This is a genomic window from Streptomyces sp. NPDC048436 (assembly GCF_043200355.1).
GTDB lineage: Bacteria > Actinomycetota > Actinomycetes > Streptomycetales > Streptomycetaceae > Streptomyces.
The window spans coordinates 1,245,666-1,271,052 of record NZ_JBICXP010000001.1 but is presented as its reverse complement, the minus strand read 5'-3'; the positions used below and the strand labels follow the sequence as shown (position 1 = coordinate 1,271,052).

At 69.5% G+C, this 25,387-nt stretch carries 25 protein-coding genes, 1 tRNA gene and 1 riboswitch; of the genes, 13 read left to right on the top strand and 13 right to left on the bottom strand.

The window, feature by feature from the left end; genetic code table 11:
* Positions 1 to 41 precede the first annotated feature (41 nt).
* Positions 42 to 239: a DUF397 domain-containing protein gene (locus ACGFX9_RS05765; protein ID WP_393465049.1), complete on the bottom strand. Its 198-nt coding sequence runs from the start codon at positions 237 to 239 to the stop codon at positions 42 to 44.
* Positions 239 to 1,084 carry a helix-turn-helix domain-containing protein gene (locus ACGFX9_RS05760; protein ID WP_393465046.1) on the bottom strand — a complete coding sequence of 282 codons (846 nt, stop codon included), beginning with the start codon at positions 1,082 to 1,084 and terminating at the stop codon, positions 239 to 241. The genes ACGFX9_RS05765 and ACGFX9_RS05760 overlap by 1 nt, the downstream gene beginning before the upstream one ends.
* Positions 1,085 to 1,284: 200 nt before the next feature.
* Between ACGFX9_RS05760 and ACGFX9_RS05755 the strand changes: the two genes are divergently transcribed.
* On the top strand, positions 1,285 to 1,956 hold the full coding sequence (locus tag ACGFX9_RS05755) for an ATP-binding protein (protein WP_393465043.1): 672 nt from the start codon (positions 1,285 to 1,287) through the stop codon (positions 1,954 to 1,956).
* A 77-nt stretch (positions 1,957 to 2,033) separates the two neighbouring features.
* Positions 2,034 to 3,017, top strand: coding sequence for a YDG/SRA domain-containing protein (locus tag ACGFX9_RS05750; RefSeq protein WP_393465040.1), 984 nt, complete (start codon positions 2,034 to 2,036; stop codon positions 3,015 to 3,017).
* 55 nt (positions 3,018 to 3,072) lie between these two features.
* Here the strand turns inward: ACGFX9_RS05750 and ACGFX9_RS05745 are convergent, their stop codons facing one another.
* Positions 3,073 to 4,098, bottom strand: coding sequence for a tetratricopeptide repeat protein (locus tag ACGFX9_RS05745; protein WP_393465037.1), 1,026 nt, complete (start codon positions 4,096 to 4,098; stop codon positions 3,073 to 3,075).
* A gap of 176 nt (positions 4,099 to 4,274) precedes the next feature.
* Here ACGFX9_RS05745 and ACGFX9_RS05740 point away from each other — a divergent pair, with 176 nt between their 5' ends.
* Positions 4,275 to 5,099, top strand: a complete 825-nt coding sequence (locus tag ACGFX9_RS05740; protein WP_393465035.1) for a class E sortase — start codon at positions 4,275 to 4,277, stop codon at positions 5,097 to 5,099.
* 64 nt (positions 5,100 to 5,163) lie between these two features.
* On the opposite strand, the gene ACGFX9_RS05735 is transcribed toward ACGFX9_RS05740, so the two are convergent.
* On the bottom strand, positions 5,164 to 6,597 hold the full coding sequence (locus ACGFX9_RS05735; RefSeq protein WP_393465031.1) for an MFS transporter: 1,434 nt from the start codon (positions 6,595 to 6,597) through the stop codon (positions 5,164 to 5,166).
* Between the two features lie 145 nt (positions 6,598 to 6,742).
* Between ACGFX9_RS05735 and ACGFX9_RS05730 the strand changes: the two genes are divergently transcribed.
* The 4 genes from ACGFX9_RS05730 to ACGFX9_RS05715 all read left to right on the top strand — a co-directional run bounded on the left by ACGFX9_RS05730 (position 6,743) and on the right by ACGFX9_RS05715 (position 9,592).
* The gene (locus ACGFX9_RS05730; RefSeq protein WP_393465028.1) at positions 6,743 to 7,291 is read left to right on the top strand and encodes a winged helix-turn-helix transcriptional regulator; all 549 of its coding nucleotides are present in this window, start codon (positions 6,743 to 6,745) and stop codon (positions 7,289 to 7,291) included.
* 61 nt (positions 7,292 to 7,352) lie between these two features.
* The gene (locus ACGFX9_RS05725; protein ID WP_393465025.1) at positions 7,353 to 7,673 is read left to right on the top strand and encodes a DUF6412 domain-containing protein; all 321 of its coding nucleotides are present in this window, start codon (positions 7,353 to 7,355) and stop codon (positions 7,671 to 7,673) included.
* Between the two features lie 108 nt (positions 7,674 to 7,781).
* Positions 7,782 to 8,558 (top strand): YidC/Oxa1 family membrane protein insertase, encoded by a 777-nt coding sequence (locus ACGFX9_RS05720; protein WP_393465675.1) that lies wholly within the window; start codon positions 7,782 to 7,784, stop codon positions 8,556 to 8,558.
* A 176-nt stretch (positions 8,559 to 8,734) separates the two neighbouring features.
* Complete coding sequence (locus tag ACGFX9_RS05715) at positions 8,735 to 9,592, top strand: fumarylacetoacetate hydrolase family protein (protein ID WP_393465022.1); 858 nt, start codon at positions 8,735 to 8,737, stop codon at positions 9,590 to 9,592.
* 131 nt (positions 9,593 to 9,723) lie between these two features.
* Here ACGFX9_RS05715 and ACGFX9_RS05710 read toward each other — a convergent pair whose 3' ends face one another.
* Both ACGFX9_RS05710 and ACGFX9_RS05705 read right to left on the bottom strand, forming a co-directional pair.
* Complete coding sequence (locus ACGFX9_RS05710; RefSeq protein ID WP_393465019.1) at positions 9,724 to 10,230, bottom strand: heme-degrading domain-containing protein; 507 nt, start codon at positions 10,228 to 10,230, stop codon at positions 9,724 to 9,726.
* On the bottom strand, positions 10,227 to 11,351 hold the full coding sequence (locus tag ACGFX9_RS05705) for a Gfo/Idh/MocA family oxidoreductase (RefSeq protein WP_393465016.1): 1,125 nt from the start codon (positions 11,349 to 11,351) through the stop codon (positions 10,227 to 10,229). Before ACGFX9_RS05705 ends, ACGFX9_RS05710 begins: the two co-directional genes overlap by 4 nt.
* A 56-nt stretch (positions 11,352 to 11,407) precedes the next feature.
* On the opposite strand from ACGFX9_RS05705, the gene ACGFX9_RS05700 reads away from it, so the two are divergent.
* The 5 genes from ACGFX9_RS05700 (at position 11,408) to ACGFX9_RS05680 (ending at position 16,376) form a co-directional block, all read left to right on the top strand.
* Entirely contained in the window at positions 11,408 to 12,592 is a 1,185-nt protein-coding gene (locus ACGFX9_RS05700; protein ID WP_393465013.1) for an ROK family protein, read from the top strand.
* A gap of 461 nt (positions 12,593 to 13,053) precedes the next feature.
* On the top strand, positions 13,054 to 14,022 hold the full coding sequence (locus tag ACGFX9_RS05695; protein WP_393465011.1) for a hypothetical protein: 969 nt from the start codon (positions 13,054 to 13,056) through the stop codon (positions 14,020 to 14,022).
* Positions 14,023 to 14,249: 227 nt separating this feature from the next.
* Positions 14,250 to 15,029: an HAD-IIA family hydrolase gene (locus tag ACGFX9_RS05690; RefSeq protein WP_393465008.1), complete on the top strand. Its 780-nt coding sequence runs from the start codon at positions 14,250 to 14,252 to the stop codon at positions 15,027 to 15,029.
* Between the two features lie 111 nt (positions 15,030 to 15,140).
* Positions 15,141 to 15,680, top strand: a complete 540-nt coding sequence (locus tag ACGFX9_RS05685; RefSeq protein ID WP_393465005.1) for a hypothetical protein — start codon at positions 15,141 to 15,143, stop codon at positions 15,678 to 15,680.
* A 15-nt stretch (positions 15,681 to 15,695) separates the two neighbouring features.
* A complete protein-coding gene (locus ACGFX9_RS05680) occupies positions 15,696 to 16,376 on the top strand; it encodes a class F sortase (protein ID WP_393465003.1) in 681 nt (226 codons plus the stop codon).
* Here the strand turns inward: ACGFX9_RS05680 and ACGFX9_RS05675 are convergent.
* The 3 genes from ACGFX9_RS05675 to ACGFX9_RS05665 form a co-directional block, all read right to left on the bottom strand.
* A complete protein-coding gene (locus ACGFX9_RS05675) occupies positions 16,357 to 17,184 on the bottom strand; it encodes a CbtA family protein (protein WP_393465000.1) in 828 nt (275 codons plus the stop codon). The two genes, ACGFX9_RS05680 and ACGFX9_RS05675, sit on opposite strands and share 20 nt — an antisense overlap.
* Positions 17,185 to 17,204: 20 nt before the next feature.
* A complete protein-coding gene (locus ACGFX9_RS05670; protein WP_393464997.1) occupies positions 17,205 to 17,432 on the bottom strand; it encodes a CbtB-domain containing protein in 228 nt (75 codons plus the stop codon).
* Positions 17,433 to 17,464: 32 nt separating this feature from the next.
* Positions 17,465 to 17,586, bottom strand: a riboswitch (cobalamin riboswitch).
* A 346-nt stretch (positions 17,587 to 17,932) separates the two neighbouring features.
* The gene (locus tag ACGFX9_RS05665) at positions 17,933 to 18,688 is read right to left on the bottom strand and encodes an ANTAR domain-containing protein (RefSeq protein WP_393464995.1); all 756 of its coding nucleotides are present in this window, start codon (positions 18,686 to 18,688) and stop codon (positions 17,933 to 17,935) included.
* 161 nt (positions 18,689 to 18,849) lie between these two features.
* Between ACGFX9_RS05665 and ACGFX9_RS05660 the strand changes: the two genes are divergently transcribed.
* Positions 18,850 to 19,884, top strand: a complete 1,035-nt coding sequence (locus ACGFX9_RS05660; protein WP_393464992.1) for a glycoside hydrolase family 6 protein — start codon at positions 18,850 to 18,852, stop codon at positions 19,882 to 19,884.
* A 141-nt stretch (positions 19,885 to 20,025) separates the two neighbouring features.
* Here the strand turns inward: ACGFX9_RS05660 and ACGFX9_RS05655 are convergent, their stop codons facing one another.
* The 4 genes from ACGFX9_RS05655 to ACGFX9_RS05640 all read right to left on the bottom strand — a co-directional run bounded on the left by ACGFX9_RS05655 (position 20,026) and on the right by ACGFX9_RS05640 (position 25,204).
* The gene (locus ACGFX9_RS05655; RefSeq protein WP_393464989.1) at positions 20,026 to 21,966 is read right to left on the bottom strand and encodes a galactose oxidase-like domain-containing protein; all 1,941 of its coding nucleotides are present in this window, start codon (positions 21,964 to 21,966) and stop codon (positions 20,026 to 20,028) included.
* Positions 21,963 to 23,948: a glycosyltransferase family 2 protein gene (locus ACGFX9_RS05650; RefSeq protein WP_393464986.1), complete on the bottom strand. Its 1,986-nt coding sequence runs from the start codon at positions 23,946 to 23,948 to the stop codon at positions 21,963 to 21,965. The genes ACGFX9_RS05655 and ACGFX9_RS05650 overlap by 4 nt, the downstream gene beginning before the upstream one ends.
* Positions 23,949 to 24,272: 324 nt before the next feature.
* A complete protein-coding gene (locus ACGFX9_RS05645; protein ID WP_393464983.1) occupies positions 24,273 to 24,986 on the bottom strand; it encodes a FadR/GntR family transcriptional regulator in 714 nt (237 codons plus the stop codon).
* Between the two features lie 144 nt (positions 24,987 to 25,130).
* Positions 25,131 to 25,204 (bottom strand) — tRNA-Lys (locus ACGFX9_RS05640).
* Between the last annotated feature and the right edge of the window lie 183 nt (positions 25,205 to 25,387).

Here is a 25,387-nt window from a genome sequence, read left to right as displayed (position 1 = left end):
TTTTTCTGCAATTCCACGTTCTGGAGAGCCAGGGCTTCGGCTCAGGACGGTCCGCCGGCGCGGAACGCGTGGATGAAGCGGGTCCAGGCAGGATGGCGAACGGCGAAGTAAGGGAGTTCGGGACTCTTGGAGTCACGTACACAGGCGGTGCCGGACGTGAACGCGGCCTCCACACACTCGGTACCGCTTCCCCCGCTGTAGGAGGACTTGAACCAGTCGAGCCGCTGCCCGTGAGCCATCAGAGTTCCCTCAGTGTTCGACGGATGGTCTCTGTGGATGCTGCCAGATCCAGGGCCTGGGCACGGAGGTAATCGAACGCCATTGTGTAGCGATCGAGCTCTGGCTGCTTTTCCATGAAAAGACCGCCGCCCAGGATGTCCACGTACACCACATCCAACTCCTGGACAGTGCCCCGCAGCACGACGAAGCTCCCGACCGCTGCGGCATGGGCTCCGGCTGCGAACGGCAGTATCTGCAAGGTCACGTGGGGCGACGCTGCCAGATCCAGCAACCGCTGAAGTTGCTCTCGCATCACGTCCGTGCCGCCGACGCAACGACGGATAACTGCCTCGTCCACGATGGCCCAGATGTGAGGAGGCTCCTCACGTGTGAGGAGTTCTTGCCGCTTCATGCGGATATCCACCATGTGCTGCACCTCCCGCTCCTCGCAGCGCATTTCGGAGGCACGGTGCACCGCCTCGGCGTATGCGCGGGTCTGGAGCAGACCAGGGACGTACATGCAGGCGTAGTGATCCTCTCGGACCACTTCGTCCTCCAGGGTGAGCATCAGGTTCATGGACTCGGGGATCGGGTCGGCCAGGGAGCGCCACCACCCTTGAATCTTGGCCCCTTTGGCGAGCTCGACCAGAGCCCGGCGTTCATCATCGGTCGTCTCGTACTCGCGACAAAGTGCGTCGACCGCGGGCCACTTGACGGTCCCCTCCTTGGTCTCGTAGCGGCTGAGGGTGGCTTTGGAGATGCCTACACGGGCGCCCGCTTCTTCGAGGGTCAGTCCCTTGCGCTCACGTAGACGGCGAAGGTCCGCGCCGAGTTGGCGACGGCGGGTGGTTGGTCCAACTGGCATGGCCTGCCCTTCGTGTTGATCGCAACGAGCGTGCCCGTGTGGCGGGACCTGGGCAAGGTTGCGTGCGCCGGGGGCGTGCGGTCAGCCTCGTGCTCCTTGAAATCCCTTATGAGAGTTCCATTTTGGAAGTTCCACTGCAACCCTGAGTGATGGAGCGGAAGCACCGTGCGACGCTCGGAGGTGTGAGGGAGCTGGACAGTATGGGTGGACCGATCTGTGAAGTACCGCGCATCGGCTGGGAACTGGCATTTGTCGCGGAGCCCGAAGAGGTGGCGGCCTTGCGTCGCATCATTCGGCTGCACCTCGTCCGATGGGGGCTGCCTCATATGGTCGATACCGCGCAACTGTGCGTGAGTGAGCTCGTCACGAATGTCATCGATCACGTGGGAGTTGGCACGCCGACAGTCCTTGGCCTTTCGATGCGTGGGGCGTATGTGCGCATCGAAGTCCGGGACCCGGATGCGCGAGCGCTGCCCACCCTCGTTGCGGCAGAACGGGACGCGGAAGGTGGGCGCGGAATGGCCATCGTGAGTGAGGTGGCCGAGCGGTGGGGGGTTCTGCCCGGGCCGGACTCGAAGGTCACGTGGTGCGAGCTGGAGGCGGGGGGCGGGGTGGGGAACGGAGCTGTGGGCAGTGCCCATGTCGGTCGGGCCGAGGCCGTGCTCGAGGGCTATCTGCAGGCAAGTAGTGAGCGCCTTACGGGGAGTTCACGCCTGGCAACTGCCGCGACGGAAATGCTGGTGATCGATGTGCTGGCCGACCTCCTGCACTGGCTTCATGCGCACGGGTGCGATATGGACGGTGCCTGGGATCGAGCGCAGTCTCGTTTCGAGGGGGCGTGGGCGGCCAGCGGTGACGTTCGGTCAGGTTGATCACTTCGTAGTGAAGAATCAGTCAACTTTCGACGCGGCTACATCGGAGTCGATCGCTCGCGGCCCACGATGGCTGCGTGGAAAGTGAACGAGGTATAGGTCATATAGCCGGCGTCGCGCCTGGAGCGGTTTTCCACCGTCGCGCTGACGTCTTGCGAGCCAAACTGCACGGTGACCAACAGCGAGGGATCTCCATGCTGCGGGATCCGGACGGTAGTAGGGTTGCTGACGCCATTGTCCTGAATGGTGGTTACGAAGACGACGAGGACCATTGGACTTGGGTGCGCTACACGGGGGCGTCGCCTGACAGGGACCGCGACACAGTGACGAAGAAGCTCCTGCGGAGTCAATCTTGGTCGTATGCCGACAATGCGGCTCTCAACCTGAGCCACGAGCGGAAGCACCCCATTCGGATCCTTCGTGGCTACAAGGGAGACGAGCGATACTCCCTGCGTGATCACTACAGATATGACGGTTTGTATGAGATCACCGTCGTGCGTACGGCCACGTCCGCGTCACCTGCGCCTGACGGCACTGCCATCCTGATCTGTCAGTTCGACCTGCACCGGCTCCCTGATTCGCAGCAGCAAGTAACTCCCGTTGAGAAGCGGATCGCCGAACTCCTAGAGCAAGGGGAGCTGGACGGCAACGATGCTGAGAAGATCCCCGAGACCCGTACCACGCAGGTGCAGCGACTGGTCCGTGATGCCGCAGCGGCGCGGCGCATAAAGGATCTCTACGACGGTCGTTGTCAGGCGTGCAACGTTCGTCTGGTGGGTCCGGATGACAAGCCTTACAGCGAGGGCGCTCACATAAAACCGCTTGGCAATCCGCATGGAGGGCCAGATGTCGAGCGCAACATTCTCTGCCTCTGCCCTAACTGCCACGTTCGCCTTGACTTCGGCAGCATCCTCATAGAGGACGACTGGTCGATCGTCGTGCGCAGCGGAGGGGAAGGAGCGAGCGTGCTACCGAAATTGACTGTGAAGAAGGGGCACCAGGTGCACCTCGACTATGTCCGCTATCACCGCAAGTGGTGGGGTAGTGGGAGCAAGCCCTAGCTGATGCTCTCTGTTGGGGGCCTGCCGGGCCCGGTTCCTGGCAGGCCCGGCATGGTTAGGAAGTTCCGCCCCCGTGACACCCCCCATACCCCCGCCCCGACCCACACCAACAAGCCGCATCCCCCCGAGGCGGCCACCCCACAGCCCGGCCCCGCGCCGCCAGTGTCGTCGCGTACTGCGGTAGTAGCGATACGTCCGTCGGCTCCGTGCCCTCTGAGGCTGCGAAGGCCTCGTAGGACGGGACCGTGCCTGTGACGATTCCCAAGTTGGGGGTGCCGGAGGCTGCGAGTTCTCTCAGGGAGGACTCTATGGTCGCCAAGTGGGCCTCGTGGGACGGGTATTCGGACTCCAGGGACGGGTACGCCGTCAGGAGTTCTTCCAGTTCCGTCGAGGGCCAGTGGAGGACCGCCACCGGGAAGGGGCGGGACAGGGCCTCTCTGTATGAGCCCAGTTCTGCCTGGATCCTGGAGATTTCCGCGCGGAGTTCCGCGGGGTTGTTCGAGCCCAGGGACCAGATGCGCTTCGGGTCGTGGAGTTCGTCCAAGGGGATCGGCGAGGTTGAGACCTCGTCCGCCAGCGCGTCCCACGCGTCGTGGGGTGCGCCCAGGAGGCGGCGTACCCGGTGGCGGCCGAAGAGCAGCGGGCGTTGTTCGTAGGACGGGGTGCCCGTGGTGTCCGAAGGCGGGAGCAGGAGTTCCACCGCCTCCGTGAACGTCTCCTGCGCCTGCGGCAGTTCGTCGTGGGACTCCAGCGACTCCGCCACGATCACCCATGGCGCCGGGTCGCGAGGGGCTGCTGCCCGTACGCCGTCGATGATCGCCCTTGCCTCCGCCTCGTGGCCGTACTCCCAGAGATTGGCGGCCTTCAGGGCTCGGATCAGGGTGGGGGCCGCCGGGGGGTGCTGGGCGTCGGGGGCCAGGAGGCGGTCGTAGAGCGTCGTCGCGCGATCGCGCTCGCCCGCTAGCTCTAGGTGGGCTGCGGCCTGAAGGAGGAGCTGCTCGGCGTCCTCGGGGTACAGGCCGGCCGTGCGCTCCAGGCGCTCGGCTTCGGCGATGTGGTCGGCAGGCGTGTCGGGGCGCATACGAGACACCGTACTGCCGAGGGGGTGGGTTACAGCAGGGTTGCCGTGTCGATCCGGCTGGTCCGGATCGGCGTGGCGTGGGCATGGCTAGTTCCGGGCGTCCGCTCTATCGTGCGGGCGGCCGTGAGTGTGGCCGTGGGTGTGGGTGGGTGGCGTGAGTCGGGAGGTGCCTGGTCGTGCGGGAGTGGCGGGAGTGGCGGGAGCGGGTTCCTGTTGTGGTGCAAGGGCGTCGCCTTCGGCGGCGCACCGGGCTCGCCCGCGGGCTCTGGAGCTGCGCCGAAGTCGCCGTCACCCTCGGCGTCGTCCTGCTCCTACTCGTCGTCCATCAGCTCTGGTGGACCAACCGCCAGGCCCGCGCCGACGCCGAGCACAAGGTTCAGGCCCTTGAGAGGGAGTGGGGGAGGGAGGGAAGCGCTGATGCCGGGGGGTCGTCGTCGCCTGTCGCTGAGCCCTCCGCCTCCTCGTCCTCCGGCGGCTCCGGATCCCCGGATGCCTCCGGGCGCTCCCGTCCCGCCGCCCCCCGGAGCGAGCCCGCCCCCGCGCCCCGCTGGGACCAGGCCTACGCCGTCCTGCGCATTCCGCGTATCGGGATCCGCGTGCCCGTAGCAGAAGGGGTGAGCAAGGGAGCCGTACTCAATAAGGGGTACGTCGGGCATTACCCGCGCACCGCTCAGCCCGGCCAAGGCGGGAACTTCGCCCTCGCGGGGCATCGCAATACCCACGGTGAGCCCTTTCGCCGCATCGACCGGCTGAGGGGCGGGGATGAGGTCGTCGTCGAGACCAAGGCGGGGACTTTTACGTACGTCGTCGAGAAGAGCCTTGGTCAGACCTCAGCCCGTGACAGTCGGGTCATCGCTCCCGTCCCCCGCAGTGGCGTCAGGAAGGGGTACGGGTTCAGCTCTCCCGGGTACTACATCACCCTCACCACCTGCACCCCCGAATACACCTCCAAGTACCGGCTCATCGTGTGGGGGAAGTTGCGGTCCATGCGGCCCCGGTAGGCGAGGGCGGGGCCTCACCGCCCCCGAGGGCGCGGCCCCTCACCGCCCCCGAGGGCGGAGCCCCTCACCGCCCCCGCAGCCCCAGCACGCTCGCCGCCCCCAGCGCGCCGAGCCCCGCCGACACCACCAACGCCACCTGTGTCCCATGCGCCGGTGAATCCGTCGACGTCGATACCGCGATCATGAGCGCGACCCCGGCCGCCGAACCGACGTACCGCGCCGTGTTGTTCGCCCCCGAACCCATCGCCGCGCGTTCGGCGGGGACGGACGTGACCGCGAGGAGGGGGAGTGCCGCGTTCAGGAGGCCGCTGCCCGCGCCCGAGATGACGAGGCCGGGGATCAGGAGGGGCCACGGGCCCGAGGTGGCCGCGGGCAGCATGGTCAGGACCGCCGCCGCGTGCAGGGCGAAGCCCAGGGCCAGTTGGTGGCGGGGCGAGACCTTGCCCGACAGGCGGCGTGCCTGCAGGGCCACCGCGAAGGACGTACCGGACCAGATCACGAGTAGCGCCGCCGTGCCCATCGCGGACAGGGAAAGCGTCTGCTGGAGGAGGGTGGGGAGGTAGCTGAACAGCGCGATCACCGCGAAGCCCGTGAAGAAGCCGCCCGCCGACGACGCCAGGAACGGCGGACGGCGGAGCAGGGCCAGGTCCAGCATGGGGGCCGCCGAGCTGCGTTCCACCGCCGCGAAGGCGGCGATCAGGGCTGCCGCCGCCAGGAGCAGCGCCACCACCGGTGTACGCAGCCAGCCATCCCTGCCGAGTGTCAGCGCCGCCACCAGCGCCACAAGCGCGAGGCCCAGCGTCAGCGCTCCCGCGAAGTCCGGCCGACCGCCGCGCGCGGCCCGGGATTCCGTCAGCGCACGCGGGGCGAAGGCGGCCACCACCAGGGCGGCGAGCCCCAGGGCTCCGTACGACCAGCGCCAGTCGGCCAGCGCTATGCCGCCCGCCAGCAGCGGGCCCACCGCGATGCCTCCGCTCACGAAGGCTCCCCAGATCCCGGTCGCCCGGATCCGGCCCTGCCCCGCCGGGAACGCGTGGACCAGCAAGCCGAGGCTGGCCGCGAGGATCGCCGCGCTCGCCGCGCCCTGGGCCACCCGTGCCAGCGTGAACAGCCAGGTCGACGTGGCGAGGGCGCCCAGCGCCGTGGTGATGCCGAGGGCGACCGTCCCGGAGAGGAAGACGCGGCGGCGGCCGTAGTCGTCGGCGAGACTGCCCGCCACCAGGAGCAGGGCGGCCAGGCCCAGCGGGGTGCCGTTGAGCAGCCAGGCCTGGGCGGAGAGCGGGGTGTGCAGGGAGGCGGCCGTGTCGGGGAGCGTGACCATCGGCGCGGTGTACGTCATCAGGGCCACGGCGGTGGCCGCGCTCGTAACGGCGAGGGTGGCGGCCGGGCGGGGCGAGGGCGCGGGTGCCGCCGGGGACGGAGCCGCGACGGGCGGGGCGGGAGCTGCGGGGGCGGGGGCTGCGGGGGCGGGAGCTGTGGTGCGTACTAGCCGGGGCATGGCCTGCTCCTCCAGGGGTGGGCTGGGGCGGTTCTCGTGAGCTTCCGTGTAGGTTCAGTCATTGAACCTGCGTACGACGACACGACCGTAGCAGGGCGAGTTCAGTCACTGAACCTGGAATCCGTAAAGTCGTTAAGGTGGGTCCATGGCTCTCGGCAAGGACTACGCGGCGCAGGAGTGCTCCATCGCCCGCGCGCTTGAGGTCGTCGGGGAGCGCTGGACGCTGCTCGTCGTCCGCGACGCCCTCTATGGAGTGCGGCGCTACAACGACTTCCTCGTCCACCTCGGCATCCCCCGCGCGGTCCTCGCCTCGCGCCTGCAGACGCTCACCGCCGCCGGCGTCCTGGAGAAGCGGCCGTGCGCGCGGGCTCCTTCGCGGCACGAGTACGTCGTGACGGAGCGGGGCCGCGCGCTCTGGCCCGCCCTGCGCGCGCTCGGCGCCTGGGGGCGCGACAACTTCTCCGAGGCGGGGGCGAAGCCGTTGCGCTACTTCCACCACGCGGCCTGCGGCACCGAACTCGGCGTCGTCGGTGAATGTCCCGGCTGCGGCATCCTCGTACCCGTCGAGGACGTCGAGATGACGCCCGGTCCCGGGCTGGACCAGGACCCGGCCGATCCGGTCAGCCGGGCGCTGCTCACGCCCCGGCGGCTCCTTACGGCTGTCGAGACGGCTGCCGAGACCGATCCTGTATAACGGGCACAGTAAGTACTACGACTATTACGTCTATTGCGTCGAGGAGAGGGGGTCGGACTTCATGCAGGACGCGCTTCGCGGCTGGAAGGCCGCCCTCCGTCCCACCGGGCTCCTCCTCTTCCTCCTCATCGAGGTCGTTCTCCTCGACGCGAGCAGCCTCACCGCCGCCGTCGCGCTCGCCGCGACCGCCGCCGCCGGGTCCGCGCTCGCCGCCTGCTCTGTCATCGCCGCGCGCTGCGCGCCCGTCGTACCCCGCACCCGCGTGCGTACGGCCATCCGCGACCGCGAGAAGCGCACCGCGTTCCTGCCCCAGCGCGATCCCGACGCCTCCGGGCGCAGGCGACCCCGAGCGCCGGGCCGTCTCGTCCTGACGGCCGCGTAGGGAGCACCGGAAACCCGAAGCCCCCTTCGCGGGCCGTCACGCCGAAAAGTGCATTTCACCTTTTCTCTCGGCACGACGAGACCCCCGGAGGGCTCCATGCCCGCGTTCCTGTCCGCTTTCATCTCCCTCTTCGCCGACCTGGTCGGCTCCCTCGCCGACCTGCTCCAGCCGGTCTTCCACGCCTCCGCGACGGCCGCCGCCATCGTGCTCTTCACCGCCTGCGTACGACTCCTCGTCCACCCCCTGTCGCGGGCGTCGGCCCGTGGCCAGAAGGCGCGCGCCAAGCTGTCGCCGCGGATCGCGGAGCTGCGCAAGAAGCACGCCAAGAACCCCGAGAAGCTGCAGAAGGCGGTCATGGAGCTGCACCGGGAGGAGAAGGTGTCGCCGCTCTCCGGATGCCTGCCCAGCCTGTTCCAGCTGCCGGCCTTCTTCCTGCTCTACCACCTGTTCTCCAACTCGAAAATTGGCGGCGAGGCGAACTCGCTCCTCGGGCACAAGCTGTTCGATGCGCCCCTCGGCGGGCGGTGGGCGGACGCGCTCGGCGACGGCGGGGTCTTCGGGGCGCAGGGGCTCGTCTACCTCGGGCTCTTCGCGATCGTCGCGGCCGTCGCGACCTTCAACTTCCGGCGTACGAAGCGGCAGATGGCCGCGACGGCCGCGGCCACGCCCGCGGGTGACGCGGGCCAGCAGGTGCCCGGCATGGGCGCGATGACCAAGGTCATGCCGTTCATGTCCTTCATGACGCTGTTCACCGTGGCCTTCGTGCCGCTGGCCGCCGCGCTGTACGTCGTCACCAGCACGACCTGGAGCGCGGTCGAGCGCGCCGTGCTGTACCGGGACATGCCGTACGGGGCCGGAGCGGGCGCCTTGGCTACTGCCCAGTAAAGGTCCGGTCTGTGAACAGGGTCTTGCGGAGTGGACGGTGACCTTGGAGGATCTTCCAATCCTCCGATGGCCGCAATCCTTCCCCGAGCTCTCAACTCCGTTCGAGCAGGGGAGGCCCCAATCCGGGCCACGCGGCGGTCAGGACGCGGGCGCGACTCGACCAAGGGAGATTGACCATGAAGCTGCTGCGAGTCGGTACGGCGGGGGCCGAGCGCCCGGCGCTCCTCGACGCCGAAGGCACCCTGCGGGATCTGTCGGCGACCGTCACGGACATCGACGGAGCGCTGCTCGCCGACGCGGACGCCCTCGACCGGATCCGGTCCGCCGCCGAGGCGGGGGGACTGCCCGCGCTCGACGCGCAGGGGCTGCGGGTCGGGCCGCCGGTGGCCCGGATCGGCAAGGTGGTGTGCATCGGGCTCAACTACCACGACCACGCGAAGGAGACCGGGGCCACGCCACCCGTCGAGCCGGTGATCTTCTTCAAGGCGGCGGACACGGTGGTCGGGCCGCACGACACGGTCCTGGTGCCGCGCAAGTCGGTCAAGACCGACTGGGAGGTGGAGCTCGCGATCGTCATCGGGCGCACCGCGCGCTACCTGGAGTCCGACGAGGAGGCGCTCGCGCACGTCGCCGGGTACGCGGTGTCGCACGACGTCTCGGAGCGCGAGTTCCAGATCGAGCGCGGCGGCACCTGGGACAAGGGCAAGAACTGCGAGACGTTCAACCCGCTCGGCCCCTGGCTCGTGACGGCGGACGAGGTGCCCGACCCGCAGGCGCTCTCCCTCAAGCTCTGGGTCAACGGCGAGCTGAAGCAGGACGGCTCCACCTCGCAGCAGATCTTCCCCGTGGCCGAAGTGGTGCGCTACGTAAGCCAGTTCATGACCCTGTACCCGGGTGACGTCATCAACACCGGTACGCCGGCGGGGGTGGCCATGGGGCAGCCCGAGCCGAAGCCGTATCTGCGGGCCGGTGATGTGGTGGAGCTGGAGATCGAGGGTCTTGGCAGGCAGCGCCAGGAGCTGAAGCCGGCGTAGCCTCGGGCGGGGGCTACTTGGGGCCCTGGGGTGGAGTTCGGCGGGGTTCTGCTGACTCCACCTGCGGGTGCGTCGTGGCTGGGCGCGCAGTTCCCCGCGCCCCTGACGGGGTCCCCTCAGGGGCGCCCCGCTTACGCGAAACGCTCCAGTGCCTCGACCACCAGCGCGTGGTCCGACGCCTGGGGGAGCCCCGACACCACCACAGTGCCGATGACACCCGCGCCCCGCACCGTGATCGGGAACGCGCCGCCGTGCGCCGCGTACATGTCCGGGTCAAGGCGTGAGGACTCCTCGAACGTCGTCCCCTTGGCGCGGAAACGCGTGCCGACCAGGAAGGACGAGCAGCCGTAGCGCTCGACGACCCGGCGCTTGCGGTGGATCCAGGCGTCGTTGTCCGGGGTCGAACCGGGCAGCGCCGCGTGGAAGAGCTGCTGCCCGCCGCGGGTGATATCGATGGCCACCGGGGCCTGGCGTTCGCGGGCCAGGCCGACCAGGAGTGTGCCGAGTGCCCAGGCGTCCTCGTATGTGAAGTGGGGGAGGATCAGGCGGAGTTCCTGGGCCTCCAGCTCCTCGACCGTGGGCGGCTCGGGCCGCTGGGAGCTCGGGGTCGGGGTTGGGCTCGGGGTCGGGCTCGTCATACGACCACCGTCACACCGTCGCGGGCCGAGCGGCGCGCCGCCTCCAGGACGTCGAGGGCGGCTGCGGCCTCGTGCGCGGTGACGGGGTTCGGGCCGGTGCCTCGCAGGGCCGCGGCCACGGCCGCGTAGTACGCGGGGTAGTCGCCGGGCAGCGTCTCGACCGGGGTGCCGCCGCCGGTCAGCGGGGACTCGCCGGAGCCGACGCGGCCCCACATCGACTCGGGCTCCACGCCCCAACTGCCGTCGCCCGTGGGCCGCTTGCCGTCGCGGAGGGCGGCTTCCTGCGGGTCGAGGCCGTACTTCACGTAGCCCGCCACCGAGCCGAGGGCGCGGAAGCGCGGGCCGAGCTGGGCGGTGGTGGCGCTCATGTACAGGTGCGAGCGGACGCCGTTCGTGTGCGTGATCGCGATGAACGTGTCGTCGTCGGCCTCCGCGCCGGGGCGGCGTACGTCGGATTCGGCGTACACGGAGCGGGCGGGGCCGAAGAGGACGAGCGCCTGGTCGACGACGTGGCTGCCGAGGTCGTACAGCAGACCTCCGATCTCTTCCGGGTCTCCGGACTCGCGCCAGCCGCCCTTGGGCTGCGGACGCCACCGCTCGAATCGGGATTCAAAGCGCCATACGTCGCCGAGTTCGCCGTGGGGGGCGACGGAGCCGTCCGCGCCGCCGGATACGAGCTTCTGGAGCGTACGGAAGTCGTTGTCCCAGCGGCGGTTCTGGAAGACGGAGAGAAGGAGTCCGCGTTCGTCGGCGAGCGCGGCGAGCTCGCGGGCCTCGGCGGCGGTGCCGGCGATGGGCTTGTCCACGACGACCGGGAGGCCCGCCTTGAGGGCGGCGGTCGCGAGGGAGACGTGCGTCTTGTTCGGGGAGGCGATCACGACCAGGTCGAGCTCGTCCGCACGGCCCCAGAGCTCGTCGGCGGAGGCGGCGAAGCGCAGCTCGTCGCCGAACTCGGCGCGGGCCTGCGCCTGCCGCTCGGGGTTCGACGTGACGACCGTGTCGAGGACGAGGCCCTCGGTGGCGGCGATCAGCGGGGCGTGGAAGACGGAGCCCGCGAGGCCGTATCCGACGAGGGCTACGCGGAGAGGGGAGCCTGTGGAGCCTGAGCCTGTACCAGTCATGCTTTCCACTTAAGCAACGGTGTTGCCAAAGCGCAAGCGCGGGCGACAATGGGGGTGTGAACAGGACCAATGGCAGGGTGGCGGCGGCAGGCAGCAGGGTCGGCGGGGGAGCGAACCTCCTCGCGCTGCGCGGGCACAACGCGGCCCTGGTGCTCGACCTGCTGCGCACGGCGGGCGAGGCGGGCATCAGCCGCCTCGAACTCGCCGAACGCACGGGGCTCACCCCGCAGGCCGTCAGCAAGATCACCGCACGGCTGCGTACGGAGGGCCTCGCGGCGGAGGCGGGCCGCGGGGCGTCCACGGGAGGCAAGCCGCGGACGCTGCTGCGGCTGGTTCCGGAGGCCGGTCACGCGGTCGGCCTGCACCTGGACCGCGACGAGCTGACGGCGGTGCTGGCCGACCTGACGGGGCGGGTGGTGGTGGAACGCCGGACGGCGCTGGACTTCGGTGCCGGGGCGGAAGCGGTGGTGGATGTGGCGGTGGGGGTGGTGCGGGAGCTGGGCGACTCGCTCGGCGGTGACGGCGGAGGTGACGGGGCCGCTGCTCCCGGGCTGCTCGGGGTCGGGGTCGCGCTGCCCGGGCCGCTCGATCACGCCGCCGGGGTCCTGCATCGCGTGACCGGTTACCCCGCGTGGGACGGCTTCCCGCTGCGGGACGCGTTCGCCGGGCGCCTCGGGCTGCCGGTCGTCGTGGACAAGGACACGAACGCGGCAGCGCTCGGCCTCGCGCTGGGCGGGGTGGCGGACTCCTTCGCGTATCTGCACCTCGGTACGGGGCTCGGGGCGGGTCTTGTCCTGGGGGGAGGCTTGTACCGCGGGGCGCGGACGGGGGCGGGCGAGTTCGGCCACCAGGTGATCCGGCTGGACGGCCCGGTGTGCGGTTGCGGCGACCGCGGCTGCATCGAGGCGCTGTGCCTGGCGGCGGTGGCCCGGGGCGATCTCGACGAGGCGGCGCGGGTGCTGGGGGCGGGGGCGGGGAACCTGGTCAGCCTGCTGGACATCGATCTCGTACTGCTCGGCGGCCGGGTGGTCCTGGCGGACCAGGAGCGTTTTGTACGGGGAGTGGGCACCGTGGTCGCAGAACGCGCGCGGCGGGGCGGCGGAGGCAGGGAGGTCCCGGTCACCATCGCCTCCGGGGGCGAGAGGGGGGTCGCGGAGGGCGCGGCCCAACTGGTCCTTGCCCCGCTCTTCGGCCGGGCGGATGTGGATGTGGCGTTTCCGGGTGGGTGGGTGTCCGGGTAGCGGTAGCTGGAGGCGGTGGAGCTCCTGGTGGCAGGAGTCGGTGGTGGTGTCCGGCAGCGAGGGCGGCAGCGGGGGCGGGAGTCGGGGGCGGTCGAGTGTTCCGCGGTCGGCACCTACGCGCTCGCCCCTCCGGCAATCGCAATTAACGGAAAGTCGGCTGATAGGGCGGACTTGCGCGGTCCAGTCGGCGGTACCGGGCCGTGGCGGGGCCGGTAGGCATGGGCGGGCGTGGCATGGTCGCCGCCCACGGCAAGTGGCATACCGCTGCCCCGCCCCGCCCCCGCCCCGCCTCCGCTCCGTACGGCCCCCGCTCCCCGCTCCCGCCCCTCCGCGCTCAGCAAAGGCCCCTTATGCGACTCCGCCGCTCTCTCGCCTCCGGCGTCACCGCCGTCGCCGCCGCCCTCGCGTCCACCGTGAGCGGAGTGGGTCCAGCGTTTGCGATGGGCCCTCAGATGTGTGCGGTGGGGGAGCCGTTGGGCTCGGCCTCCTGCGGCGCGACAGACGCGACAGACACGGCGGACGCGGCGGACACGGCGGACGCGACGGGCGCGGCGGATGCGACAGACGCGACGGACGTAGCCGTTATGGCCGCCGCCCCACCCCGGCAGCTCACGCAACTCACGCGCGCACAGGCCGCAAGCCCCGCTGAAGCCTCCGCCGAACCCGTGGCCCAGCAGCCCACCTGCGCCGCCCCCGACAGCGGCGGTTTCCCCATCCGGACCCGGATCAAGGGCGGGCCCGCCGCCTACGAAGCCGGCGGCGGCTACCGCACATGGTCCCTCAAGTTGACCAACACCACCCGTGGCACCTGCGGTGACATCCACCCCGTAGTCGTCATCGTCGACCGGGAGCGCGAGCTGCTGCCCCGGCAGATTCAGCTGGACTTCCACGACGGCGAACGGTGGCGTCCGGTGGGCTTCGAGCGGACCGACCGGGACGAGAACGTCGGTGTCTTCGACGACGGGTTCCCCGGGTTCAGGGTCAAGGCGGGGCACACCCTCACCGCCAAGGTCCGCCTCTCCTTCACCTCCGCGGCCCGGTCCGAGCACGCCGTCATCTCCGCCGCCGTCGTCCAGCGCCGTGACGACGACGGCGACTGGGTGGGCGAGTCCGACGACTACCCGTTCGGCATCGACGTCGAAGGAAGCGAAGACGGAAGCGGGGACGCAAGCGGGGACGAGCGCGACGACGGAGGCGCGCGGGACGCGGGCCGGGACGGCGGCAGCGACCCGGGCGGGCACGGATACGGCCGCGGCGACAGCGGGCGGCACGAACGCACCGACGCCGGCGGCTTCTCGTACGCCGATGAACTCGCCGCGACCGGCCCCCGCGCCCTGCTCGGAGCCGGAGCCGTCGCCGCCGCTCTCTTCGCCGGAGGGTGGGGCCTCGTCGTGGCCACCCGGCGGCTGCGCGCCGGCCGAGGACGCTGAGCCCCTGGCGGCGGGCAGGATCCCCAGCCCCGAAGACATGGGAAGACCGCACCGACGCCGCGTACAAGGTCGACAAGGGCGAACTCCGCGCCGCCCACGGTGACAGCGGGCGTACACCGGCCGGGTCAAGATCACCGCATCCTGATTAGGCTGTGGGGCGTCGGCACACAGTCGTCCCGGCGCCCCTTCAGTTGACTTGCAGACCGCTGACCGCAGGAGTGCACCGCATGGCAGAGCGCAAGCCCATCGAATCGTGGCTCACCGACATGGACGGCGTGCTCATTCACGAGGGTGTCCCGATCCCCGGCGCCGACGCGTTCATCAAGAAGCTCAGGGAGTCCGGCAAGCCCTTCCTGGTCCTGACGAACAACTCCATCTACACCGCGCGTGACCTCCAGGCCCGCCTCAACCGCATGGGCCTCCAGGTGCCGGTCGAGAACATCTGGACCTCGGCGCTCGCCACCGCGAAGTTCCTGGACGACCAGCGGCCCGGCGGCACCGCGTACGTCATCGGTGAGGCGGGGCTCACCACGGCCCTGCACGACATCGGGTACGTCCTGACGGACCACGACCCGGATTACGTCGTGCTCGGCGAGACCCGCACGTACTCCTTCGAGGCCATGACCAAGGCCGTACGTCTGATCAACGGCGGGGCCCGCTTCATCTGCACCAACCCGGACGAGACCGGGCCCTCCAACGAGGGGCCGCTGCCCGCAACCGGCTCCGTCGCGGCCCTGATCACCAAGGCGACAGGCCGGAACCCCTACTTCGCGGGGAAGCCGAATCCACTGATGATGCGGACCGGCCTGAACGCCATCGGCGCGCACTCCGAGACGAGCGCGATGATCGGTGACCGCATGGACACGGATGTCCTCGCCGGTCTTGAAGCGGGGATGGAGACCTTCCTGGTGCTCACGGGGCTCACGACTCGTGCCGACATCGACCAGCACCCCTTCCGGCCGTCCAACATCGTGGACTCCATCGCCGATCTCGTCGACCGGGTCTGACCGTCTGACCTGGGCAAAGGCCCCGTTTTCGGCCCGCTCGCCCACCCGTTCACCCCGTACCAAGATGCGAAGGACCCCTGCGCGCGTGAACCTCGTATGAGGAGGTTCACGATGCGTAGAGAACCACTCACCCTGCGTGGGATAGCCGCGGTCGCCGTACTGGCCGCGCTGCCCGTCACCGCGGCGACGCCCGCCCACGCCCATGACCAGGGCAAAGTGCACGCCACGGTCACCCCGTCCAGTGCCGCGCCCGGGGCCCAGGTGGAGGTGAGCGTCTCAGGCTGTGACGGGACGACCGGGTCCGCGGGGTCCGGGGCGTTCAACGGTGAAGCGAAGCTCACCGGCCGGGACGGCGAAAAGTACACGCTGAACGGCTCCGCCATGGTCAAGAACGACATCGCGGGGACGTACGACATCACCGTCATCTGTGACGGCCACCCCCACCAGGGCGTCGGCTCCTTGCAGGTCGTCCAGCAGCACTCCGCCCCCGTATCCCCGGTCCACGCGGGCGGCGGCGGCACCGCGCGGCTGGCGACGCAGACCCAGGAGGCGGGGCCCGGCACCCGGCACGCGGTGATCGGCCTGGTGCTCGCCGGGGTGGCGGCCGTGGCCGTCGCCCTGCGCAGCGTCCGCCGGCGCCGCTCCGAGTGACGGGCGGCGACCGACATGTCGGGCCAGCAGAAGCCGGGCCAGGAGAAGGAGACAGGGCACGGGCGATTCCTCACCGGGATCGCCTGGGCGCTGGTGCTCGTCGGGCTCTGGCTGTGGGGCAGCGAGATCACTGACGTGGGCGGTGGTGTCTCGGCGCCCACGACCGGTGACGTCGCGGCGGTGGGCCGTCCGTTCGCCGTCGAACTCCCGGACGCGCACAAGCCGTTGAGCGCCGCGAAGCCGCAGCGTGTCGATGTTCCCTCGGTGAAGGTGCGGGCGCCCGTGGTCGCCCGCGGCCTCGACGGGGACGGCGCCATCGATCCGCCGCCCTACACGCAGGCGGGCACCGTCGGCTGGTACGGCGGCGGGACGCGCCCCGGTGCGGCGGGTACGTCGCTGTTCGTGGGCCACGTCGACACCGAGACGCGCCCCGCGGTCTTCTACGACCTCAGCGCGGTGCGCCCCGGCGAGAAGGTCCGCGTCACCCGGGACGACGGCTCGGTCGCGGTGTTCACCGTGGACGACGTCCAGGTGCTCAGCCGCGACCGCTTCGACGCCCAGAAGGCGTACGGCCCCCACGAGGAGGGCCGCGCCGAACTCCGCCTGATCACCTGTGGCGGCACCTTCGACCGGGAGACCCGGACGTACTCGGCGAACGTGGTGGTGTCCGCCTACCTCACTGGGGTGGAGCCGTAGGGGCGGCGCCGAGGCGCGAGGGCACTCCCGCCGCGCTCGCGCCCACGGCCCTGCCCCCGGCGGCGGCCCCTTCCCGGACGGCCCGCAGGCCAAGGCCCCCGAAGACCGCGGCGAACACGGCCCAGAGCAGGACCTGCGAGGCGACCGACAGGACGCGGAAGTCCCACAGGAGCGTCGCGTCGACGGGCACCGGGTCCGGGTTGTCCGGCAGCAGGAAGAGCACGGCGAGGACGGCGACCGTCGTGAGGGCCGCCGCGATCTGCCGCACCGGCAGAGGTCTGGGTGCCAGGCGTACGTACACCTGCCAGACCAGGAACATGCCGAGGACGCCGATCGCGACGGACGCCAGCCACATCGCCTGGCGGTCGCCGACCGTGCCCGAGTCGCCGACGCCCGGCGGGTTCGCCGGGTAGCGCAGACCGGGCAGCAGAGAGACGGCGAGGAAGGCCGCTCCCGCGAAGGTCAGGGCGCGCGGCCACGGAGCCGAGCGCGGGTCGCGGCGGTGCACCAGGGCGTACGCCACGGCGAAGAGGATGCCGAGGGCCAGACCCGCGACGACCGCGGCGACGACCAGGCCCGCGTGCTGGGTCGAGCGCGTGAAGAGCTCCTCGTGGTGCTGCACGGACTGAGCGGCGCCGTGCGCGTGCTCCTCGGCGGCCGAACGCTTCTCCTCGACGCGGATCGCCCGGTCCATCAGCGGCTCGGCGAGCAGCAGGGAGAAGAGACCGGCCGCGAGGCCCGCCGCTCCTCCCGCCGCGAGTCCCCGGCCGAGCAGGGGCAGTACAGGTGAGGACGAGGGGGAAGGCATGGTGCTCGGTCCGTCCCCGGTCAGTGGCACGGGGCACCGAAGAGGTGCCTGCCGTCGTGAGCGAACTCGTGCAGATAGCTGCCGGTCGCCGAGATGAGCGAACCGTTGTCGATGAAGACCGCGTAGAGCGCGATCAACGCGAGAATGGCCGCGGCCGACGCGATGAGCCAGTCGCGGGTCTGGGTCGCGGCGGCCTGGGCCGCCACGCTGTCGGTGTGTGCTGCGGTGTGCCCGGAGAGGACTGACATACCGATGGGCCTCCTTCTGGGGTTTCCACGCCCCATCGCAGGAGGACGACAGCTCAGTTCCTGACTTCCGCGCGCCTTGCGGCACGCGGTCACAGTGGCGGGACCGCCCCGGAATCGCACCGGGTTCCTGTCAACCGTCGCCTCGATGTATGGACTTGTCGTCCCGGAGAGTCCCAGTTGGCGATGGACACTGTCAACAGGGCGTGTGTCACTCAGGGGTGCGGGCAACCCGGCCCGGTCGGCGGCCCGCTCCCCCCGGAGCCGTCGACCGGGCTGGTCCTCGACCGCGCGCGCACGGGCTGCGGGAGTAACCCGGCGCCGGCGCGGGAGGTTCACAGGGCCATTCCGGCATACGAAATGGACGATCAGGCCGGGGGCTTGGGCCGTTGAGACGACTGTAGAACGGATGAGCGCCTGAGCCTAGAGGGCGATTGACGCCAAGTCGTGACCTGCTCCCTCTGCGTGATCACCGCAGGTGGCGCCGGTCCTCGGCGAGGCCGCTACTCAGGCCCGGACCAACTGCCGCGCAGCGCCGCGTCGTCGAGTGAGCCCTCGACCACTTCGGTGGCGACCAGCTCCATGACCAGCCGTTCCTTGCGCGCGTACCGCCGTAGGACGTCGAACGCCTCGTCCAGGTCGGTGTGCCAGCGTTCGGCGAGCATGCCCTTGGCCTGTTCGATGCGGATACGGCTGGTCAGAGCTCCCTGGAGCTGCGTGGCCAGGGTCCGGGACTCCCTGAGGGTGCGGTGGTTGTGCAGCCCCACCGCGGTGGCGTCGGCGATCGTCTGCGCCATCCGCAAGTCTCCCTCCGGCAGGCTGTTCAGGGCCGCCTCGGGTACGAAGACGTTGAGCGCGCCCAGCATGGAATCGCGCTGCCGCAGCGGCACCGCGTAGGTCGCGCCGATGCCGTGCTCGCGGGCCCGCGCCGTGAACTCCGGCCAGCGTGCGGCGGTTTCGGCGGCGGTGATCCGGACGGGCGGCACGGGCCGCCCCGTACCGAGGCTCTCCACACAGGGGCCGCCCTCCCGCTGGATCTCAAGCAGGTCGAGTGCCAGATGCCGGGGATGGCCGCTCGCCGCGGGGGAGAGCTTGCTGTGGCCGTTGACCATCACCCCCGCCGCCGTGGCCTCCAGGAGTTCCACGCAGTGGCCCGCGACGCGCCTGAGGTAGCGCTCGGGGTCGAAATCTTCGGAAAGCGTGTCCGAGGCCTCCACGAGGACTTCGGCCAGCCTTAATTCGGAGGTGCGATCCTGCATGATCTCTCCCCTGGTGGCCTTACCCCGCGCCCTGCGTCTACCCGCAGCCGCCGCGCTGTAACAGGTCTCCTACAGGTCTTCGCAGCGGACGGGCGGCCCTCGTGGGCAGGGAGTGCGTATGTCAGGATTGAGAATCGGACAGTGCGCCCAAGGGGGAGTGGATGTACCACAAAGGCACCGGCCGCGGTCATCGGATCGCGGCCAGGGGGGTGAAGGCTGCGGCGGCGTTTGCGGGGGCTGCGCTGCTGCTGTCGGGGTGCTCCTCCGATGACGGGGGCTCGGAGGAAGCGTCGGGGAAGCCGATCAAGCAGCAGCCGAAGGGCTCCGACCCCTACTGGGTCAACCCGGAGGGCAACGCGGCCAAGCAGGTCACCTCGTACGAGAAGGACGGCAAGAAGGACGACGCCGAACTGATCCGCAAGATCGCCGAACAGCCGGTCCCGGAATGGATCATCCCGGAGAACGCGGAGGACCAGGCGCGCGGCTTCACCGAGGCCGCCGACAAGGCCGACAGGGACGCCCTGTTGGTCCTCTACAACATCCCGCACCGCGACTGCGGTCAGTACTCCGGCGGCGGCGCTGCGGACGGCAACGCCTACCGCGAGTTCGTCGACCAGGTGGCCAAGGGCATCGGCGACCGCCGCGCCACGGTCATCCTGGAGCCCGACGCGGTGCTCCACATGGTCGACAACTGCACGCCCGAGGAGTTCCACGAGGAGCGCTACGACCTCCTCAAGGGCGCCATCGGGAAGCTCAAGTCCCTGAAGAACACCAAGGTGTATCTGGACGCGGGCAACGCGGGCTGGAAGAACCCTGATTCGCTCTGGGAGCCCCTGAAGTGGTCGGGCGTCGAGCAGGCCGACGGCTTCTCGGTCAACGTCTCCAACTTCCAGACGACCGAGGCCAGTACGGAGTTCGGCAAGAAGCTGTCGGCGAAGATCGGCAACAAGCCGTTCGTCATCGACACCGCGCGCAACGGCAACGGCCCGTACACGAAGGGCAAGGACGCCTGGTGCAACCCGCCGGGCCGCGCGCTGGGCGAGACGCCCACCACCAAGACCGACGATCCGCTCGTCGACGCCTACCTCTGGGTCAAGCGGCCCGGCGAGTCGGACGGCACGTGCCGGGGTGGGCCCAAGGCGGGGGCCTGGTGGCCCGAGTACGCGTTGAGCCTCGCGAAGGCAGCCGCCAAGTAGTAGCGCCCCGTAAGGGGCGCGGGGAACTGCGCGCTCAGCGCGCGAAAAGCCGCAGTCGCGTCTGCTCAGTACTCGGCAGACGCGACTGCGGCTTTTCTGTGGTTGCTCGCGCAGTTCCCCGCGCCCCTTACGGGGCCCGTCCTACGGCACGTGAACCCACTGAGCCTTGCTCGGGGTGCCCTGGTCGTCCGTCACGAAGAGCATGTACCAGCCGGACTCGACCAGGCTCCGCTCCTGAGGAATCGTCACCGTGACCCCGTCCTTGGCCTTCTTAAGGTCGAGGGCCACCGACGTCTGGTCGATGTCGGTCACGTGCGTCGACGCGCTCGGCCGGATGAGGCGGGCCGTCTTGATGGACGAGGCATGCTTCGACTTGAACGTCCCGGACCCGCCCCGCTTGATCTCCTTCGGACCGTCGCCCAGCGTCGGCTGCGAGCCGTGGTAGAGGTACGGCGGCGTGTAGATCTCGATGCGCTGCTCGAACTCGCCGGGCTTGGTGTTGGCCTCGTCGGCGTAGAGCGAGTCCGAGCCGAAGAACATCACGCGGCCGTCGGGCAGCAGGATCGAGCCCGAGTGGTAGTTGCGGCCGACCTCGGGGTCCGCGACCCGCTTCATGTTGCCGGTCTTGGCGTCGTAGATCCGCGCCTGCTTGATGTTCGAGTCACCCCGGCCGCGGTAGTCCTCCGAGCCGCCGGATATGAGCACCGAGTCGTCGGGCAGCGTCGAGGCCTGCGGGTAGCGGGTGCCCTTCTCCATCTCGGGGCCGTCCACGAACTTCGGGCTGTCGTCCTTGAGGTCGACGATGCGGGTCTTCTTGCTGGACTTGTCGGACTCGCCGACACCGCCGCCGCCGACCACCATGTACTTCTGGTCCTGCGCGGGCGGCAGTTCCACCGTGTTGGAGGTCTCCAGGAGATTCGGGTCGCTCAGCCCGGGGATCCCCTTCCAGCTGCCCTTCTTCTCCAGGTCCCAGGTGCCGGGCTTGCGGCCGACGTCGTCGGGGCCGTAGCCCGCGTTCGAACCCGAGTAGAAGAGCCTGCCGTTCTCCAGCTGGAAGACCGCCGGGTAGGTCGGGAACTGGCGGACCTGCTTGGTGTAGGTCCACTTCTTGGTCTTCGGGTCGTACACCTCGTTCTTGCCCGGGACCAGCTGGCCGATCTCGTCGAGGCCGGAGAGGCTGAGCACCTTGCCGTCCGAGAGCGTGGTCAGCGTGGGGTACCAGCGGGCCTCGTTCATCGGGTCGACCTTGATGTACTTCTCGGCGACCGGGTCGAACTCGAAGGCGTCCTTGATCCCCTGGAAGTCCTTCTTGTCCAGGGCGAGCTTCTGCGCGATGCCGTACGTGTTGCGGGTGGCGGCGCCGCTCAGGCCCTGCACGCGGTAGTTGTCCTGCGTACCCGTCTCGTACTTCGTGCCGCTCTTCTGCGCCTCGACGTACACCCGGCCGAGGCCCGGTTCGTTGCGCACGAACGCGCCGGTCTGCTTGTCGAAGACCTTCTTCGCGCGCTCGATGACGACCGGGTCCTTGGAGACGAACGTCTTGCCGTTCTTCTTGCCGGTGAACTTCGTGCCCTTGGGCAGCGTGATCGGCTTGTCCGGGTCTTCGTTGTGCACCACCATCAGGCCGCCGGCCTTGGTGATGTCGCCCTTGAGCTTCTCGTAGCGCTGGGTGCCGCCGGCTATCAGCAGATTGCCGTTGGCGAGCTGGGTGTGGCCGGTGCAGAAGAGGTCGACGGGCGTCTTGATCTTCTTGATCGTGTTCTTGACCGGGTCCCACAGGCGCGTGTCGAACTTCTTGGCGTCGAAGTTCTTCTGGTTGTTGCCGGAGCCCGCGACCAGGAGGATCTTGCCGGTGTGCAGGAGGGCCGCGTGGATGGTGTTCTGGCGGTACTCCTCGGGGAAGTTCACGACCTCCCAGTGGCCGTTGTCCGCCTTGTACTCCGGCTTGTTGATCTTGTAGTCGTGGTACTTCTCCGAACCCACGCGCCAGAGCCACGGGCCGTTCATGCCGGCCAGCGCTATGACCACCGCCGCGCCTATCGCTATGCGGCGGGCGCGGCGGCGGCTGGAGCGGTCTTTCATTTCTTACGTCCCCCAAGGGCGATCTGCATGGTCTGGTCGTTCGCCGCCCAGCTGGGCTTCTGCTGCGGCGCGTGTGGTGCCTGCGGGGCGTCGTGCGCCTGCGGCAGCTGGGCCGTGGCGTCACGCTGCTGCGGCACCATCGGGTCTCCGCCGCCGGGCGGCGGCTCCGAAGGTCCGGATCCGTGCCGGGACCCGCGCTTCTTCTTGTCCTGCCGCATGCCCCACCGCCAGGCGAAGATCGGCGCGGCTGTGATCAGGAGGGCGAACGTGGCCCAGGTGATCATCGCCGGGTGGACGTGGTCGAAGACGAACGCGGCGGCCATCGAACCGCTGAAGACCAGGATGAAGAACAGGTGGATCCGGAACGTGCCGAACAGTGTGTCCGGGCTCGCCGAATCGCCCTTGGGAGTCACCACGAACTTGCTCTTGCGGCGCAGCACGGCGTCGAGTAGGGAGCGCGCGTACACCGGAGCGGACAGCGCGGACATCACCATGCCCGCGATGCCGCCGGAGCCCTCGGGCTCGTGCGGCGAGACGTTGTGGCGGCGGTTCCAGATGTAGAGGCCGATCTGCAGCGCCGACGCGTTGCCGTAGAGCATCAGCCAGATCGTCGGGTCGATGTTCACGCCGGATGCGCCGAGGCCCAGGAACAGCGCGCAGGAGAGCGCGGCCAGGATCCAGTTCATGGCGGACATCGGGTAGAAGATGACCATCATCGTGTAGTTGAAGAGCCGCCCGGGCGGCAGCGAGAACGGCGCCTTCCAGAACTGCTTGAGGATGGTCTCGTACGTTCCGCGCGACCACCGCAGCTGCTGCGTGAAGAAGTCCGTCCAGGCGTTGGGGCCCTCACCGACCGCGAGCACGTCCGGGGTGTAGACCGACTTCCACTTCTTGCCGGTCCTGGGGTTCGTGGCGCGGTGGATCTCGAAGCCCGTGGCCATGTCCTCGGTGATCGAGTCGTACAGACCGCCGATCTGCTTCAGGGCGCTGATGCGTACGGCGTTGCTCGTGCCGACGAACATGGGGGAGCCGTAGGCGTTGCCCGCGCGCTGGATCAGGGCGTGGAAGAGGAACTGCTGGGACTCGGCGGCCTTGGTGATGAAGTTGTCGTAGTTTCCGTATACCTGCGGGCCGATGACGAAGCCGACGTTCTCGTCACGGAAGAAGCCGAGCATCCGCTCCAGGTAGTTCGGCATCGGGACGTGGTCGGTGTCGACCGACGCGAAGAAGTCGTAGTCGCCGCCGTGAGCGTCGAGCCAGGCGTTGTAGTTGCCGTGCTTGGTCTTGGCGCGGTGCGGGCCCTTGCTCATGTTCCACTTCGCGACGCCCTTGCGGGAGAAGTGGTGCACGCCGAGCCGCAGGCAGACCTCCTTGACGGCGGGGTCGTCGCCCTCGTCGAGGAGCCAGACGTGCATCAGGCCGCGGTGGCGGATGCGGACCGCCGCCTCCAGCGTTTTCGTCACCATCTCCAGCGGCTCCTTGCCGGGCACGAAGGAGGTGAGGAAGGCGACTCTGGTGCCGGTCTCGGGCACCACGGGTATTGGGTCACGGGCGACGAGCGTGGCGTGCGCGTTCGAGAGCACGTTCATACAGCGGAAGAACTCGATCAGGCCGATCGAGACGAGCATGACGATGTCGAGCGCCGGCAGCCAGTCGTTCGCCACGTAGTCGCGCTTCGTCCAGTGCTCCGGCTGGAGCAGCCAGCCGAGCAGCACCAGGGAGAGCAGCGGCGCGGCGCCCAGCATGAGGGCGGCCCGGATCCGGTGCGGCTCCTGCGAGAGCAGGGAGCGGTACTGCACCTTGTACGGCTTGGTCGGATCGGGCTGCGTGAGCGGCCCCGCGAGACGGCTGTAGTGCTCGTAGTCGTATCTCGGCAGCGCCTTCTTGATACGCCTGAACCCGCCTGTCCGGTTCGTCGGCACCCTCAGCTGGGTCGTCTCTGACGGGTCGTTCGGCCGGGCGCCCGTCGGCGTCGACGTCATGAGTCATCCCCCCGCACGCGGTCGCCCGCGTGTTCGTTGGTCCTTCCGCCCGGTCAGGTCCCCCTCGACCCGCTCGGACGCATCAATGGCAGGCCACCGTCCCCTTAGACATGGAACAGCTACCTTCCGGTTGCATGATGCCCCCCTCGGCATCCATTCGTTAACGGGACCCCCGCCCCTGCCCCCGCGGGCTTCGGCCGGGCGGGCCCCCAACTGCCCCGCACCGCCTGCCTCATGAGAGCCAATGGCTCCAGCACAAGGTTCTACGCCCCTAGCCATGATCGCAAGGGCGAAACAAGGTGTTTACCGGTCATACGAGCGATTTCAGTTGCCTGTTGGGACAGGAGCGCTCAATCGCGTTCGAATATTACCGAAGTGTTCCCGTATCGCCCGCTCAGCCCGGAGCGTATCGCCGGAACGGACCGCGTCGAGGATCTCGCGGTGCTGGCGGCAGGTGACCTTGGGATCCTGCGGCACGTCCACGAGATCCATGCGTACGTTGTGGAAGGCGTCCCAGAACGCCTCAAGGACCTCGCCGAGCAGCGGATTGCGCAGACAGCGGTAGAGAGTGGCGTGAAACGCACGGTCGGTTTCGGTGTGCACCGCTCCCTGGCCGCCGGCGTGGATGTCGTCGGCCGCCGCCGCCTCGGTGTCCATCTGATCCACGAGGGCGTCGAGTTCGGCCAGATCCGCGGCCGGGATACGGCCCGCGAGGCGCGCGATGAGCCCGGTCTCCACGGCCTCCCGCAGCTCCAGGAGCTGGAGCAGGCTGTCCTCGCCCCGGTAGTGGCCGGCCACCGTGCGGAATGTGAGGCCCTCGATCATGGGGGCCATCGACATGGGCCCGACATATGTGCCGAAACCATGCCGGATCTCTACGATGCCCATCGCCTGCAGAGCCTTGAGCGCCTCTCGCACGGAGTTCCGGCTGACGCCGAGGCGTGCCATCAGCTCGGGCTCGGTGGGCAGGGTGGCGCCGGAGGGCAGCCGCTGGTCGATGATGAGCTTCTTGATCCGCTCCTGTATGTCGCGCGCCATGGCGCAACGGTAGCGGTACGGGCGCCGGTGGCGACCTTGCGTGCGGCTTGCTCGCGGCGTGCGTGAGGGGGATCGCGGAGGGATCCGTCCCGCGTGCGCGCATGACGAAAGCCCCCCGCGTGAACGGAGGGCTTTCGCTGTCTGTGCGCCGCCAGGGACTCGAACCCCGGACCCGCTGATTAAGAGTCAGCTGCTCTAACCAACTGAGCTAGCGGCGCGCGCTGACCTGGAGAACTCTACCGGACGCGGGCGGGTGCTCCGGACCACCCAGGGGCCTCGCACGGGCGCCCCGGGGCATTGCCGGGGGCGGGCCGGGGAAGCGGCGGGTGCGGGAATGCGGGGCGGCTCCATCATTCGGACCGTCAACATGCGATATCGCGCGACAGTTGAGAAGCTGACGA

Excerpts from the sequence above, each read along its gene's own strand:
- ACGFX9_RS05715 (WP_393465022.1), top strand. The coding sequence starts at position 8,735 with ATGAAGCTGCTGCGAGTCGGTACGGCGGGGGCCGAGCGCCCGGCGCTC.
- ACGFX9_RS05730 (WP_393465028.1), top strand. The coding sequence starts at position 6,743 with ATGGCTCTCGGCAAGGACTACGCGGCGCAGGAGTGCTCCATCGCCCGC.
- ACGFX9_RS05655 (WP_393464989.1), bottom strand. The coding sequence starts at position 21,966 with ATGAAAGACCGCTCCAGCCGCCGCCGCGCCCGCCGCATAGCGATAGGC.
- ACGFX9_RS05675 (WP_393465000.1), bottom strand. The coding sequence starts at position 17,184 with ATGCCTTCCCCCTCGTCCTCACCTGTACTGCCCCTGCTCGGCCGGGGA.
- ACGFX9_RS05650 (WP_393464986.1), bottom strand. The coding sequence starts at position 23,948 with ATGACGTCGACGCCGACGGGCGCCCGGCCGAACGACCCGTCAGAGACG.
- ACGFX9_RS05710 (WP_393465019.1), bottom strand. The coding sequence starts at position 10,230 with ATGACGAGCCCGACCCCGAGCCCAACCCCGACCCCGAGCTCCCAGCGG.
- ACGFX9_RS05690 (WP_393465008.1), top strand. The coding sequence starts at position 14,250 with ATGGCAGAGCGCAAGCCCATCGAATCGTGGCTCACCGACATGGACGGC.
- ACGFX9_RS05645 (WP_393464983.1), bottom strand. The coding sequence starts at position 24,986 with ATGGCGCGCGACATACAGGAGCGGATCAAGAAGCTCATCATCGACCAG.
- ACGFX9_RS05755 (WP_393465043.1), top strand. The coding sequence starts at position 1,285 with ATGGGTGGACCGATCTGTGAAGTACCGCGCATCGGCTGGGAACTGGCA.
- ACGFX9_RS05670 (WP_393464997.1), bottom strand. The coding sequence starts at position 17,432 with ATGTCAGTCCTCTCCGGGCACACCGCAGCACACACCGACAGCGTGGCG.
- ACGFX9_RS05685 (WP_393465005.1), top strand. The coding sequence starts at position 15,141 with ATGCGTAGAGAACCACTCACCCTGCGTGGGATAGCCGCGGTCGCCGTA.
- ACGFX9_RS05760 (WP_393465046.1), bottom strand. The coding sequence starts at position 1,084 with ATGCCAGTTGGACCAACCACCCGCCGTCGCCAACTCGGCGCGGACCTT.
- ACGFX9_RS05745 (WP_393465037.1), bottom strand. The coding sequence starts at position 4,098 with ATGCGCCCCGACACGCCTGCCGACCACATCGCCGAAGCCGAGCGCCTG.
- ACGFX9_RS05665 (WP_393464995.1), bottom strand. The coding sequence starts at position 18,688 with ATGCAGGATCGCACCTCCGAATTAAGGCTGGCCGAAGTCCTCGTGGAG.
- ACGFX9_RS05735 (WP_393465031.1), bottom strand. The coding sequence starts at position 6,597 with ATGCCCCGGCTAGTACGCACCACAGCTCCCGCCCCCGCAGCCCCCGCC.
- ACGFX9_RS05765 (WP_393465049.1), bottom strand. The coding sequence starts at position 239 with ATGGCTCACGGGCAGCGGCTCGACTGGTTCAAGTCCTCCTACAGCGGG.
- ACGFX9_RS05680 (WP_393465003.1), top strand. The coding sequence starts at position 15,696 with ATGTCGGGCCAGCAGAAGCCGGGCCAGGAGAAGGAGACAGGGCACGGG.
- ACGFX9_RS05660 (WP_393464992.1), top strand. The coding sequence starts at position 18,850 with ATGTACCACAAAGGCACCGGCCGCGGTCATCGGATCGCGGCCAGGGGG.
- ACGFX9_RS05705 (WP_393465016.1), bottom strand. The coding sequence starts at position 11,351 with ATGACTGGTACAGGCTCAGGCTCCACAGGCTCCCCTCTCCGCGTAGCC.
- ACGFX9_RS05725 (WP_393465025.1), top strand. The coding sequence starts at position 7,353 with ATGCAGGACGCGCTTCGCGGCTGGAAGGCCGCCCTCCGTCCCACCGGG.